The 15,191-nt window shown below is 40.1% G+C and carries 12 protein-coding genes; all 12 read left to right on the top strand.

Annotated elements, in window-relative coordinates; all coding sequences use genetic code 11:
* Positions 1–2,295, top strand: a 2,295-nt coding sequence (locus HUS62_RS09510; protein WP_175079320.1) for a DotG/IcmE/VirB10 family protein, incomplete at its 5' end; no start/stop codon positions are given.
* 78 nt (positions 2,296–2,373) lie between these two features.
* The gene (locus HUS62_RS09505) at positions 2,374–3,420 is read left to right on the top strand and encodes a hypothetical protein (protein WP_175079319.1); all 1,047 of its coding nucleotides are present in this window, start codon (positions 2,374–2,376) and stop codon (positions 3,418–3,420) included.
* A 3-nt stretch (positions 3,421–3,423) separates the two neighbouring features.
* Positions 3,424–3,966 carry a hypothetical protein gene (locus tag HUS62_RS09500; protein ID WP_175079318.1) on the top strand — a complete coding sequence of 181 codons (543 nt, stop codon included), beginning with the start codon at positions 3,424–3,426 and terminating at the stop codon, positions 3,964–3,966.
* Between the two features lie 39 nt (positions 3,967–4,005).
* Positions 4,006–4,380, top strand: a complete 375-nt coding sequence (locus HUS62_RS09495) for a hypothetical protein (protein ID WP_175079317.1) — start codon at positions 4,006–4,008, stop codon at positions 4,378–4,380.
* Positions 4,381–4,457: 77 nt separating this feature from the next.
* Positions 4,458–5,096: a hypothetical protein gene (locus HUS62_RS09490; protein ID WP_175079316.1), complete on the top strand. Its 639-nt coding sequence runs from the start codon at positions 4,458–4,460 to the stop codon at positions 5,094–5,096.
* 155 nt (positions 5,097–5,251) lie between these two features.
* Entirely contained in the window at positions 5,252–8,179 is a 2,928-nt protein-coding gene (locus tag HUS62_RS09485) for a hypothetical protein (protein ID WP_175079315.1), read from the top strand.
* A gap of 250 nt (positions 8,180–8,429) precedes the next feature.
* The gene (locus HUS62_RS09480; protein WP_175079314.1) at positions 8,430–8,966 is read left to right on the top strand and encodes a hypothetical protein; all 537 of its coding nucleotides are present in this window, start codon (positions 8,430–8,432) and stop codon (positions 8,964–8,966) included.
* Positions 8,966–10,756, top strand: a complete 1,791-nt coding sequence (locus HUS62_RS09475; RefSeq protein ID WP_175079313.1) for a hypothetical protein — start codon at positions 8,966–8,968, stop codon at positions 10,754–10,756. Before HUS62_RS09480 ends, HUS62_RS09475 begins: the two co-directional genes overlap by 1 nt.
* 1 nt (position 10,757) lies before the next feature.
* Complete coding sequence (locus tag HUS62_RS09470; RefSeq protein WP_175079312.1) at positions 10,758–11,762, top strand: prepilin-type N-terminal cleavage/methylation domain-containing protein; 1,005 nt, start codon at positions 10,758–10,760, stop codon at positions 11,760–11,762.
* A gap of 18 nt (positions 11,763–11,780) precedes the next feature.
* On the top strand, positions 11,781–12,395 hold the full coding sequence (locus HUS62_RS09465) for a type II secretion system protein (RefSeq protein WP_175079311.1): 615 nt from the start codon (positions 11,781–11,783) through the stop codon (positions 12,393–12,395).
* 18 nt (positions 12,396–12,413) lie between these two features.
* Positions 12,414–13,202: a hypothetical protein gene (locus HUS62_RS09460; protein WP_175079310.1), complete on the top strand. Its 789-nt coding sequence runs from the start codon at positions 12,414–12,416 to the stop codon at positions 13,200–13,202.
* Between the two features lie 3 nt (positions 13,203–13,205).
* A complete protein-coding gene (locus HUS62_RS09455; protein WP_175079309.1) occupies positions 13,206–15,191 on the top strand; it encodes an ATPase, T2SS/T4P/T4SS family in 1,986 nt (661 codons plus the stop codon).

Here is a 15,191-nt window from a genome sequence, read left to right as displayed (position 1 = left end):
CTATTAACAGATCAAAACGGTCAGCCATTATCACTCAATAGCAAAGGTCAGATTGTAACACCAGATGGTCAGTTAGCTTCTTTGGATCGATTTGGCATTGAAGACATATCTAGTAAGAATGATCTTATAAATAGGGAACTGAAGAAAATCACTTCAAATAAAGGTTTCCGTGTTGGCCGTGATGGTGCATTACAAGATGAAAACGGCAATCAAGTTTATTACAAAGGCAAAAAGGTTGTTAGGGGTGTTGATGGCCGTTTGTACGATGAAAACGGCGAGCTATTAACAGATCAAAACGGTCAGCCATTATCACTCAATAGTAATGGTGAGATTGTTACACCTGACGGCAAGTTAGCTTCTTTGGATGGATTAGAGTTTGAATCTAAATTGGGTCGAGAATTACTTAAGGCAGGTTCGGATGATAAATTAATTAAGCTAGGTGATTCTGGCATCTTATCAACTAAAGACGGTTTATTAGTTGATAAGAACGGTAAATCCATTACATACAAAGGAAAACGCTTAAGGAGAGGTAAGAACGGTCAACTATTTGATGAGAATGGTAATGCAGTTTTAGATCAAAATGGTGACCCAATTTACATGAACGAGAAAGGGAATATTGTTGATGTAAATGGTGAGCCTGTTGAAGGTATTTTATTGCAAAATGGTGATGGTCAATACCTCCATGGTGGTGCTGATGGACCTGTAATGAGACGCGTAGGCAACAGTGATATTTACATGACCCGTGATGGATTATTAACTGATGATCAAGGTAAACCAATCACTTTTAATGGCAAGCCTGTAAAAGTAGGTGAAGGAGGACGTTTATTTACAACTGACGGTGTAGCTGTCACTGATGCCGAAGGTAACGTCGTGGCTTTAACAAACAATGGAGAGCTGAAAAATAGATCAGGAATGCCTGCTAAGGGTGCAGTATTACAAGATGGTGAAGGCGTTTCATTAGATCCCCAAGGGCTTAGAGTTACCAATGGGGGGAAATTAACATCTCTTGGTAATGGATTGTATAAAACCGCAGGAGGGCTATTAGTAGATAGGCTAGGTAAACCGGTCCTCATTGAAGGAAAGCAAGCGTTTGTTAACGACAACAATGAAATTGTAGATGCTAATGGCTACCCGCTTAGATACCAAGGTCGTAGACTAAACCTAACTAATACCGGTGCGCTCATCGATGCACAAGGCAATCCTATTCTTGAAGATAGTCAAGCAGTCATTCTAACGAGTAAAGGTTTCACGAAAGAAGACGGTACCCTGATTCAAATCCCAGAAGGTGAAGTGCCAGTTGAACGTGACGCCAACAGCAAGTTAAAAGAATTTATCTCGGAGCAAAAGCAGCAAGTAGAAGAACAAAACAATAGTGGTTTTAAAAATGATGTCCCTACTCAAGCAGATGAAGAGGTAATTAGCTCAGAAGGTGAACCTGAAGTTGAACTTGCAAAAATACTTGACGTAAGTACGTTAACGGATAAAGAGATCATTCGACTAAATAGACGATACGCTGCGATATATCAAAGTATGGAGCAGAAACTGTCAGAGTATGATGGTGATTTTAAGGCAAAACCATCATCGTCAGTTGCAACGTTTTCACAACAAGCAAACACAGACAATAAAGTTAATTCAGAGTCTAGTTCAACGACCCCTTCTCAAAATCACATAACTGGAAGTGCTACTAAAAGTGAGGCTTCATCGAGTTTTGGCGGGGATTTATTGAAACTACAATCTGGTACTGTTTTATATGGTGCAAACCAAATGACAGTAAATACAGACTTAGATAGCCGTGTTGTATTCAATCTCATGGGTTTACCTCACACACACCCTCTATACCGAGGCACTGCCCAAGGTGTCGTTGCCCTTAAATACGATCATATTGTTATCGCAGTTACGAGTCTTTGCCCTGAAAAAAGAGAATGTTACCCAGTTCAAGCGCTTGCAGTTGACCCAACTACCAGAAGTGCAAGTGTGAATGGTGATATTGACAAGCATTATTGGTATCGGTTTGGAGGCCTTACGTTCGCTTCACTTATTCAAGGTGCAGCAATAGCGGTTGGTGAATCAAGAGATAGAACTGATACATACGATGAAGAAGGTAAAGTTGTTTCTTACTCAGGTCTTGACGGTAAAGAATTAATGATTAGAGCTACAGAACCATTGGGTGAATCGTTAGCGAGTGTGTTTATGGAAAATGTGAATAGACCTTATACGGGTACGATCGCGTATGGCGAAGAGGTCGGTATTTTTCTATTTGAAGATGTTGTAATTAAAAAGGGCACAAAAAAGTGAATATTTTACAAAATATAACTTTAAATGGCATTTGCATATTAACAATAATATACACATTAAATATTTAGGCGCTGCAATATGTCAGAACATAATAAAAGTGAAGAACTCCCAGATGCACTCCAAGCAATTCAAGCTGAGCGTGGTGAGGGTGATGAAAATCATGATGAAATTTTAAGTTCTCTACCAGAGGAAGATGGCGAAGACGACGATGGTCATGATGAGCAGCCTGAAGCTAAAATGAATACAGGTAAAAAGGAAAAAAACAGAAAAAAAGCGACTCAGGTAAAGGTACCTAGCAGGGATAAAAAATCAAGAATTAAGATTGTACTTGCTGTCGCTTTTGCTGGGGCTATTGGGTATGGGCTGTTTAGTATATTGCAACCGGTAAAACCTGGTGCCACCAGTTCAATCCCTGCTTTTTTTGGGAAAACTTATAAGGATGATAATGGGGTTGAGCCAACTGTCACTGTTAGCCAGCTGGAATTGGCTGTTTCGCAATTGCGAAAGGAGATGCTAACCAAAATTGACTCACTGCCAACACATAATGATTTAAATGCTATCAAACGCTCCATGTTAGATGTTGAGCGTGTTCAGAATGAGCAAAGGACTAGCATCGCTATGTTAAATCAAATAGCCGATAGACCAATTCCGACAGCGTTAAATAATCAAGATTATGACCGCCAATTAAATGCTTTCAAGCAAGAGCTTGATGCGCTGAATGCCTATACAGGGAATGTCCTTTCTACAACGGAGACTTTGAAAGAACAAATTTCTTCACTTGATGAGGTAAAGAAAGAAGTACAAAAATTAGTAAATAGCAACTGGGCTACCTATTTAGAGGTTCAAAAGTTAAAAAAAGACAGCGAGAAGAAGGCTATACCTGCAGGTACAGATAGTAGCGAGCCGTCAAGTCAGAGCGCAGCAGAAAAAATCACTTGGAATAGCACTCACTCTTGGGTGTTAAAGATAGCAAGCGAACGCTTCACACAAATTTACAACACAAGTACAGGCAAGAACTTGCGAGTATTTGAAGGGATAGAAATTCCTAATTGTGGTGTTGTTATTAGCGTTGATGTAGCTGCAAGAAAGGTAAGCACACAACACTGCACAATTAGCCGGAAATAATTAATGGACTTTTACAGCGTCATAGAGGCATTTACAAGACAAATCCCAGGGATAATGGAGGGGTTTAAAGTTGTAATTATCGTTTTCGGTTTGTTTATCTTTACGATTTCAGGAACGACGCTTCTAAAAAGTACAAGCAACGAAAAGGGAGTTAAAGCAACTGCTTGGTTTGGCTTGGTTATATCGCCGGTTTTGATAAATATTCAACGGTGGATGGATATAACATCAGCCACATTTTATGGCAAAAAAATGGGCGCTGTTTTTGACACTGTAGGTAGAGATTTTACTGCTACTAATGATTCATTAATGCTCTTTAACTCAGCAGAAATAATCATTATGGCTTTTGGTTGGTTTGGTTTTATTGCAGGTTGGATGAAAATGTCAGAAGCACCTAAGTACAACCAGCCTGGTATTAAGAGAAAGGCAGCTGCGGCAATTTGTATCGGTATGACGTTAGCTAACTTTAAAGTGTCTGTGGATATTGTAGGAGGGACATTTGGAGTCAGTGATTCATACACAAAGATGAAAGAAAACTTAACACAATAAATTTTACTAAAGATCAACTTTTAACAAACAGAGGTAATTATGAAAAAACTATTATTAATAGCGCTAGTGGCACTCAGCTTTGTGTCATTCTATGCAGATGCGAGCGCAGGTGGTGGCGTAACAGATGCTGCATCTTTATTTAAACAAGCAGGTACTCAATCTGCTCAGGCTGTCGATGGTTGGGTGCAAGCTGCGGGTTTCATTGGTTTGATCCTATTTACTTTTGCAGGCGTCAAATTGTTCAACTCACGCGACAATCAACAAGAAAGCAAAGGTAAGTTGTGGATGTCTTTAGGTGCTGGGGTTTTCTTGATTGGATTGTGGACTTGGTTAGCGGTTGTATCTAATACAGCTACAGGCACAACGCAATCAGCTGACAGTCTGAAAGCAATCGTTCAAGGTTCTGGCAGCTAAAGTATTTTTGTTGCCATAAATACGCTGGTGGCAACTTAATGTTCGCCACTAGCCCTCACTCCTTATAGGCTTCCTTAATGACTTTCTATCCAAAAGCAGAAAAATTACATAACTCTGCAGCTTTCCTAACAGCAACTCCAACAAGGAATGAATACAAAGGCATGCGAGCTCTTGATTTTAAGTGCCAATGTTGTGGCTTCAAAGCGGTACCAACTAAAGAAGTGCCAACAGCGGGAATGGAATTTGTAACAGTAAATGGAAAACTATACTTACTATGTTTGCTATGCGCTCAAAGTCAAATGCTATCAAGGCCGGTGACATTAAAAAATGGAAAGCTTGAGTATAACCATGGTTGTCTTGTCTACTGTCCTGAAGTTTCGCAAGGTAAAATCATTGAAAAAGTACGGGACATATATGCACTTGCCTTACATGAAAGTAAACACCCAAATAGACCACTACTTGCCTACATAGATGAACTGAAACAGTCTTATATTGAGTTGCTGATAAAACGAGTCAGTAACATCCCAGCTTTAAAAATCGAAAATAACTACATGGGTGGCTATGTGTCGCTGTACAAGTTTGCACCGCCAGAGCTGCTTGAAAAAGGGAATAAAGTATTTGGTGGTATTCGCTATTTACCAAACGATCTAGTCTTTTCTCACATCATTCAATATTGGCTTGATACAAGCTACACCTCCTTGCCATATAAAATCTAAAGTGACTTATGAAACTAGCGTATAAAAAAAATATATTTGAAAGCATTGCCTCTAACTTTGATTTTTTGTTTCAAAGGGTTAATGATAGTTTCTTGCATGTTAATCCTCGAAGCTTTATTGATATTGTAACGACTGAGGGCAAAAACACACTTGTCATGCGTGACGGAACTTTACTAACAGCAATCAAGGTTCACGGCTCTACACGCGATATACGATATGAAGAATATGTTGATATTTTAGACTCACTAGAAAGTTCCTTTAAATCGCTAATATTAAGCGAAGATCACTTTTTTTCATGGACATTTAAATCGGACCCTGAAAACGTAGATGAGGCTTTAGCGAAAGCGTGGACAAATCAAGCTTTAGAAACAGCAAAAAAATTAGAGTTAGATTTAGAAGATATCATTAAAGAAATACATGATGTTCACGCAAAAAAATGCCAAGAGGAAAGTGTTTACTTGCTCGTGTGGACAAACGTTCATATGAGCACTCGTAATGAGAAAAAACTCCATGCAGAGCGCCGAAATGAGTTTATGGCAGGCACACCAAGGCATAATAAAGCCCAGCCAGTGACATTTGTTGCACCAGACTTTTACGAAAAGCACCTTGCTGCATGCGAGCAATTAGTAAGTGATTTGCTCAATGTCAGAATTTATTCAACCATATCAGACACTCATTCTTTCTTACGCGATATTAGAATTAATATTGACGAAACCTTCACGCCAGATAATTGGTCACCAAGGGTACCTGGCGATCCCATTTCAATGAAGGTACTTTCAGATAATGATGCCGATTTATCAGGTATGTTTCATCAGCCACTTGCTGATCAACTAATGCCGAGAGGGATGGTGGATCATGAGGAAGGCATTGTAAGAAGCGGGGATGTATATTATGCCCCCCTGAGTATGGAAACGCACCCTAAACAACCAGAGCCATTTGATGCCTTATTTGGCAGTGTTTATAAATCAAGATTACCGTTTAGAATGCATATGTTGATGAAACATAATGGCATGGGGGTTTTCGGTATGAAAGTGATGCTAGCGCAGTTTTTGTCATTTACTGGTTCAGAATCAAATAAGCGTTTACGTCAATGTTACTATGATCTAGAAGCGCTTTCGCTGGCTGGTGAGGAAATAGTTTCGTCGCAGATATCCTTTTGTACATGGAGTCGAAATATTGATGATTTTAATGAGATTCGTCAGCGTAAGCATAGTTTAGCCAGAAAGATTGCAAGCTGGGGGAGTTGTGATGTGGCCGCAGTTGAAGGAGATGAGGCCGAGAGCATGTTATCTAGCATAGGAGGAACAATGCTGGGTTCGGTAGCAGATGCCGCTGCAGCCCCACTATACGATTCTTTAAAAATGGCTCCAATTGCACGAATGGGCTCTGCTTGGGAAAAGGGTTCAAAACTATATCGCACTAATACAGGGCGAATAGTGTCTTATATGCCTTATTCAAAACAACAGCTGGCGTGGGTAAAATTCATCGTTGGGCCTATGGGTTCCGGTAAAACAGTTCATTTAAATGGCGAGCACTTTTCTCTGTTGCTGCATCCAGATAATGATGAATTACCATTCATACTCAATATAGATATCGGTCCAGGGATGAAAGGGTTTTGCTCTATGGTTAGGGATGCACTGCCAAAGCATAGAAAGCATGAGGTAGTGTATGAGAAACTTCAAAATCGTGCTGAGTCAGCCATCAACTCGTTTGATACACCGATAGGTTTACGATATCCCTTATCAAACCAAATTGCCTACTTAGAGACATTCTTAACAATGCTGTGTATAGGTGATGACACTGGCGTTGCCCCTGAAGGTGTTGCTGATGTCATTACACAGATAATTCAACTGGTGTATAAATACCGAGCCGAACGAAATACGGCCTATGAGTATAGACCTAATGTATCCCCAAGAGTTGATGAGCTGTTAAAGGCTTTAGATATTGAATCGGCTAATGTTGATAACCGCTCAATAAAGTGGTGGGATGTTGTAGATTTTCTTTCAAAGCATGGTGAGTTGCATGGTGCCGCCATTGCGCAAAGATATGCAGTGCCAGTGATGGAGGATGTTATATCCACCGTTTCAGATCCACGTATAGCAAACAGCTTTGAGGAGCTAACGGTCAATAATACTAGTGAGACAATGTGCCGGTATATTGAGCGTAAATTGACATCTGCACTGAATAAATACCCGATTCTTTCTGGCGTTACTCGATTCGATATTGGTTCATCACGCATAGTGAGTCTTGATTTGGATGAGGTTGGTAAAGGCGTTGGCGAAAGTGCTGTTAGGCGTTTGCGTCTTATGTATTTCCTTGCGTATTTTACGCTTACAAAACGGATCTTTACCGGTAAAGAACATTTATCTGAAATGACATCAGATAGCTCTGGGTTATTCCCATTCGATTATAAAGCTATTCATACTAAAATCATTGCCTCTATAGAGCGAACACCGAAACGTTTTAGCGGTGATGAAATGCATCGCTTCAAGGGCGATCCAATGGCAATGCAATTGCAGGAATTATCAATCCGTGAGGGAAGAAAGTGGAAAGTAGACGTTATACTTGCCTCACAAAGAGGTACCGACTTCCCTAAAGATATGATTGAACTTGCAACTGATGTTGTAATTCTTGGTCGCGGTAATGAGGCGAACATAGCGTCTTTAACGAATCATTTTAAACTACCATCAAATCTTGTTGAGCGCTTACGCAGTAGCATGCGAAGGCCAAATAAAGATGGCTCCACGGTTATTACACTTATTGAAACCGATAAAGCACGGTGGGAATTGTTTCTATACTCTATGTATGGCCCATCTTTTTTATGGGCTACGACATCGACCAGAGATGACACTATTGTGAAAGATGCGCTCATAGAAAAGCTCGGCTCTCAAACTGCGAGACAACTACTTGTCGAACTTTATCCAAGCGGTAACTTAGATGATGAAATAGATGATAGGCGCAGGAGAGAGCAAGTACTCAGTAATACATCAATAGCCGATGAACAAGAAGAAACCCCTACTCATATACTCGATGCGATAATCGATGATTCTATCCGGTATTATGAAAGGACATCATTACAATAATTTAAAGCTGCATTTATACGCAGCTTTTCCACACATAAAAATCACATCAAACAATAAAAATCCACATTTATTTACTGAAATATTCACATTTTTAAAGCCAAAAAAAACGCGTCAATAGGCGTTTTCAATTATTTATTAAAATAATCACTTTTATATTGAATGGTATTAAACCATTACGTAAATTTTCATTTATTCAGTATTTCATCGCATTTTCGCGTGGGTATAAATTTATGTGGGGGTTACTTTACCAATGTTCCGTTCTTTATTTTGTGTGACTTTGTTTACTGTGTCATGTAGTGCAATAGCACAGCCTGATAACGTGAAAGGGCGAGTCATTAAAGTTTACCCTCTATCTTCAAATGTTCTGCCAATTAAAGGCGAAACTCCAGCGAAAGACTCAAAGAGAGATGTTTACAAAATTCCATCTACTAGAGCCATTGAAGGTAGTGCTATGCCGAGTAGTTCAGAACCTGAAACTGTTAACGCGGGTGAAGTGTCGACGGGTGTTGAAATTCGAAAAGGCACAGTGAATGACAATATCATTCGCATTGCAAAAGAAGAACTTGGCATTCCTGCTAGCAATGTTGACTTTCTGTATATTCCTTGTGACTTAGTGGAAAGGTACTCATATGTTATTCCTGAGTCAAATTTTGAAGATAAATATGAACGTTTGACTTACTACGCTTCACAATACTCATTTTTCTCAACATTTAATCCAATGACTAACACAGTAACACTTGAATATCGTGGCCCTGATGTGTTTGAAAACTGTAGGAAATCAAAATAATGAATAAAACTTTATTAAACACTATTGTATTAAGCACTCTCGGTTTATCGCTTGCTGGTTGCATTGCTATAAAGCCAGACGAGAAATTTGATAAAGAAATGCAGGAACAGCAAGCGCAGATACAAAAAATTAAACAGACAAAGAACTATGCGGTTTTAAATACACCAAAAGTTTCATATGAGGCTTTTATTGGTTCACCTGCAAACAAAGATGTGTTTGATACAACACACATCAACATGGGCGGGATGAAGAATGGGGCAACGTTACGTGCTGTTATTCAGATGTTTCAGAAAAAAGGGTTAAACGTCATAGCTCAAAACGGTGTCAATTTAGATCAATCAGTACTCAATTACTCGATAAAGAATGCCAGTGCAAGACGCGCCCTTGATATGGTTACGTATGATTTAGGGATTGGCTATCACATGGTCGATGATGGAAAGGGAAGACCATACGCAGTACTTACCGGACTTCCATCATTCGAATATCGCTTGAATATTCCAAATGAAGTAAAAACGTTGAGCCAATTTGTCGTTAACAAGACAAAGGAAACTGAGGCTAATCTTGGCGGCGCTGGAGGTAACTCAAGCGGAGGCTCAAGTGGTAGTTCAGGTGGTAGCTCAGCGAACGGTTCTGGCAACAGTGATGTTAATACTTTATCGTCTTTGGCAGAGATTAAAACTGCATTTTGGGACGACACAGAAAGCTTTTTGAATGCTTTAGTTAAAGAGCTTGTTCTACCTTCCGGCAACCGTTCAGAACCTCGCGCTGATAATTTCCAGTTAGTAGATGGCCCTAATGGTCAAATGTACCAACCAAGAGTTACTTCAAATGCTACCGCCCATAATCAAACAAGTGCAGTAGAGCGCAAGGTAGGCGTTGTATCTATCAACCGCAGTACTGGTCATATATACGTGTCAGCGCCTAAGCATACTTTAGACCGCGTTCAAAAATATCTTAAAGAAATCGACCTGCTCATGAATTCAAAAATCGTGATCAAAGGCCGAATAATTGCTCAAACAGAAACGGAGCGCCAACAAAAGGGGTTGGATGTTGCTGCACTTGCTCCTTATTGTACACACTCCTACAGATGCATAGTGTCCAATGATATCTACAATAATGTGAGCATTACTGAACCTGGTGTAAACACATGGTTCTCTGCTGGTGTAGACAACATGATTGGGAGCTCGATGCTTGGTATTCAATCACTCGACCAGACTTGGCAAGTATTTAATGCGTACACAGAAGATAACGCAAATATTCGAACGATAGGTAATTTTGAAGGTGAGGCGTTCCATGGTGAAGATATCACATTGTCTGATGTGCAAAATCGCATTAATCAGCAGTTATCTACAAATGATTCGGTAACTTCTGACGGTGTGACCACTGGCGGAGGAACAAGTAGCGACTTAATCCCTTACAAAATAGGTAGTGTTATCACGGTACTCCCAATGCTGGATATGGTAAGCGGTACTGTGAAAACCAAAGTTGATGTCAAGCTTAGTGTTCTTGGTGAAAATAAAGAAATAACAAATGTTATTGGTGATGACGTACAAAAAGGCTATTACCAAAACGTTGACACAATGGAATTTAAAGTAAGCCCTAAGCTTAAACCTGGTGAACTGGTGATTGCAGCAGGGCGCACACAAACACGACTTTCAAATAGTATAGGCGGTACATCAGGATTAAAAGACTCATATTTAGGTGCTTTATTCGGTAATTCAGAACGTCTAAAAGAAAAAGTAACTTATTATATTTTGCTCCAAGCAAAAGTAGTGCCTGCGAGTGTTTGATATGAGTATCGCCAATAATCACGGTTTTACATTAGTTGAAATGTTGTTATCGCTGGCTATATTGGCGATAGCAGCCACCGCTTCTGCAGGTTTGAGTAATCAAATTGCGGGCTATTATAGAATTGAACGTGACTTGGAAAATGACAGTGAATTACGTGCTATTGCGGACGCACATATCAAATTTGCTGCAATTCATAATAACGGCCAGTTGCTGTCCTCATATACAGAGGACGATTGTTATTCTTGTGCAATTGATACAAGTAACGTTGAGCTTGTAAATTATGTTGAGAGCCACACGCAACGTACAGCGTCAGCATCTAACTATGATAGTTCGTCTATTAAAAATGTACGTGGCTTGATGTTAGATGCAACGACATACCAAGCAACCTTGAATTTACCATCTGCTATTAATCTAGTCCTTGAATTTAGGGCGGGTGTCGTTGTTCAAACAAATTGTCCTCAAGGCTCAACATGCAATACAGGTGAGTCATGGAAAACACCGGCATACACTCAAACAGGGTGGGCCCCAAACTCGGTAATTGATAAAGCAATTCCATTCAACAATCTCGAAGTCTTACAAGGGCTGGCATCAAGCTCTGTAGAACGTGTCACGTTGGTACAGCAAAAAATTAGAGAATATAAGCACGAACTTGTTCTAGCAAATAATGCTGATGTGGACACTAACTTTTTACCCGTCTCTACACACCCGTCGACCCCCGATTACTCTGGCAGTGATCCCACAGTTAATGGTGGATGCATTAATGGGTGGTATGACTTGAGTAGTGCCAATGTCAACGTGCTTTCAATTGTGGGATTAGAGGCAAGTTACGGATTAACGCTCTTTGGCGGAGCTGTTGAATATTGCGCTGACTTTGATTTAACCGCTGTTGATGCATCAACAGCCGATACTGCACCTCATGTTGGGGCGCTTCGCATTAATCGATTCATTAGTCGGGGCGCAAGTCCTGATATGAGTAACAACAACAATATTTTGTTTCCAATTTAAATTAACTAAGGATTTCCCATGAAGAAAATTAACCGAAATACAAGGCAACGAGGCTTCTCACTCTTAGAGTTGATGATTGTATTAGCTATTTTAGGAATTGTACTTTCACTTATGTTGCCGTCATCAATATCTGGCACAAGTAAAGCATCGGCGCTTCTGAAAATGAAAACAGCTGATGCATTAAAAACATGTGTTTTAAATGTACATTCCAACTTAGGTTGGGGATCTAATGTGTTAGCTAATCCAAATTACAACAGCGGCAATGATGCGCTGGATATGTGTGTTGGTGGTGATGTTGCCATTGTGGCGGCTCAACAAAACAACTTTAATCGAACGACCGTATCTGGTTTGTCAGATATGGTTCAAATTACGACTGCTCCAACAAATGGGGGTAAGGGGGCGTATAAAGTAGGTTCTTCGGTGATGAGCTTATCTACTAGCCAGCCATCGGGGAAAATATCGGTAGAATACTCGCAGACAGCTGATGCTGAAGTATGTGAATTATTAGCTAAATTTGAAGCGTATAGCGGCACTTGTGATTTATCGTCAGCAGACACATCCGGTACAATTCAGCATACAGCCTCGTCTGGTGGTGTGAGTACGCTTAAAATTATACGTAAAATGGGCGTGTAATATATGCCGGTGGCTATGATGTTCATTGTATTTTTTGGCTTCATTTCTACACTCGGAATGACAATTCAATATCGAGTTGAAACGCGAGTAAGTGATTTGTACGAACAATCATTTCAATCAGAATTGATTGAGGTGTCTCGTGCAGTTGAGCGATATATTAGCAATGAATACATAGCGCCGGTCACGCTTTTAGAATTGGCAGATTACACAGGTAATGCACCGTTAAAGTCATTAAACATTGATAGAATCGGTGTAGCTTCATCTAGACAAGATGATGTTGGGATAGTTTATTCTAAAGCGCTTGTTTGGCATAAACGCTTTGACAGTAATTATGCTGATGATGATGTGCTTGATAACAATCAAATTGGCACTAGTGCATTTTCAGAACAAGGTGATTACAAACCACCAAAAGATGTTTATTGGTACCAAACCACCTCTATTTCAACATTATCAAATTTACGAACGCGTATTTATAAATCGTTGGATGAAACAGTGCAGCGATTAGTTTACTCATCAAACTCGCTACCGTTGACTACGTCAGCTGGCCAAAACCTTGCGCCTGACGACACTATAAGTTTAGTGGATGCCGTTGGGTATGTGGGAAGTTTCCCAATGTGTTCCGGCGTGTTTGAATTTGATGGCGCTGCTTTAACTTGCAGTGATTTATACGCACTCGATGGAACACCCGTAATGTATCAAGTGTTGTCTGATTCACAGGCAGCTGTATACGTTGAGTCAGCTAACATAAAGGACTCTGCGGGTGATTCATTTCTTATCTTTTCACATATCATGACTAAAGCAGATTAATAAATGACAGATTTTTTTAATGAATGCGTGTTGAGGTGGGGCTTTCAAGAGTTTCATTTTTTGCCTGATTTTATGCAAGAGCAAATTAATTTTTTAGAACGCATTAACGCTGAAAATCTAAAAACTGGTGATGTATTTATTCAAAAAGGCCTGTTAAACGAACAAAGGCGCGATCAGTTTTTAGAAGACCATTTGAAGGTTGACAAAAACGCTCGACGCCCATTTGCCCGATGGATATTCGAGCAAACACCTAACGAAAAAGTAATTCAAGATGCAAAGAATAAAGTGCTTTCTGTCTTGTTAGAGCTTCCTTATTTAGCTTCTATGCCACAGATTAGACAGTTATCCCTCGAAGTGATTCCTGAATTAAGTGATCCAGACTTTGTTGATGAGTGTAAGTCGTCTGTTTGTATTCCATTCGTATGCAATATCAATGAGCGGAAAGCTTTGTATATTGGATTTGGCACTGAAGAAAAGCTTAAAGAGTTCATGCAACTAGGCCCGCAGGTCCGTTCACGTATTCGCAATGTTGCAGAGTCATTCGGTGAAGATAATACGTATTACTTTTTAACAGAAGAAGACACGATTATTTCTGAACTAGGAAGTTCATCAGGTAATTCCACTACCGAAAATGGCTCAAAAACGTTATACGAACAAGACTTGAACCAACACAGTACAGCTAAAAATTGGGCTGCATTATTTAACGAGGCAATTAAGTTAGGTGGTACAGATATACACTGTGATCCTTCTATTTTGCCTAATGATGATAGTGTTTCAATCAAGATCCGCGTCGATGGAAAATTATCCAACGTGGCAGAGCATAAATCAGCTGCGAAATTAAATATAAAGCATTCAACGTTTAGAGAAATGGTGAGCTATCTTCACTCTGCGAGTGAGGCTGGTGAAGTTGGTCGGACTATCACTAGACCCGTTTTAGGAATGGCGTTTGATTACGAAAACAAAACGGGTGTTATGCGGATAAAAATGCGCCCTGAATTCGCGCCGTTGGGGGTAAAGGATGCGTCAGGGAAGGAGTTGGTTCGGGTTGTTTTACGTATATGGGAAATCAAAGATTTTACCGCCTCACTTGCCGATTTAAATGTACCGAAAAACATCATCGAGCACATAGACCGCGTATTAAAAGCTGATCATGGATTGGTCCTTGCAGCTGGCCCAACAGGTTCAGGTAAAAGTACGTTAATGGGGGCGATACTTGATAAACAAACCAAGCTAAGTCGCGGGACTGAAAGCATCTTGTCTTTTGAAGATCCTATCGAGCAAGTATCCCAGGGTTTGGTTCAGATACAGTTAACAGATGCTGCAAGGATGAAGATTGAAAAAGGGGAGCTTGATGAATTAACTGTCAGGCAAGGCATATTGCGTTCTTTTCTACGTCAAGATCCAGATAAAGTTTTCATTGGTGAGGTTCGTGACACTATGACTGCTATTTTCGCTGGGGATATCGCGAGTTCAGGCCATAAAACATTTGCGACATTTCACTCAACATCAGCTGAAGATGGCCTTATTCGTTTAGCTGCGAAGTTAGAGTCCAGTCCTGCCAATTTAGTGCAATTCTTTTCTTCATTAACGTGTATTTTTAATACCAACTTGCTTGCATCTCCATGCAAAAAATGCAGTGCACTAAAAGGCGTTACCGAATCTCAAATTGCTGGTTTAAAAGAAAAATACACTTTAAGCAATAAGCAAGTTGACCGTCTATCTACGATGCAAGTAATGATATCTAGCGGTGTATCTACCAACAGCGAGGTTTGCTCAGAATGCAGCGGAAAATGCGTGAGTGGTCGAGTACCTGTTTTTGGTGTTTTTACATTAAACCGTGAACGAAAAATGCAGCTTCTTGACTTTAGAGACTCAACTCGTTTTTCGCGGGTTACAGAAAACCCGGATGTTGATATGCGCGATAGCATTCTAGATGGTTTAGAGCGTGGTGATGTGTCAATACAGTCACTGCTTAATGAGGTGGGGTAA

Origin of the sequence: Pseudoalteromonas sp. 0303, assembly GCF_013349995.1 — a bacterium.
GTDB lineage: Bacteria > Pseudomonadota > Gammaproteobacteria > Enterobacterales > Alteromonadaceae > Pseudoalteromonas.
The sequence above is the reverse complement of the archived record's forward strand: the minus strand, read 5'-3'. Positions and strand labels throughout refer to the sequence as shown.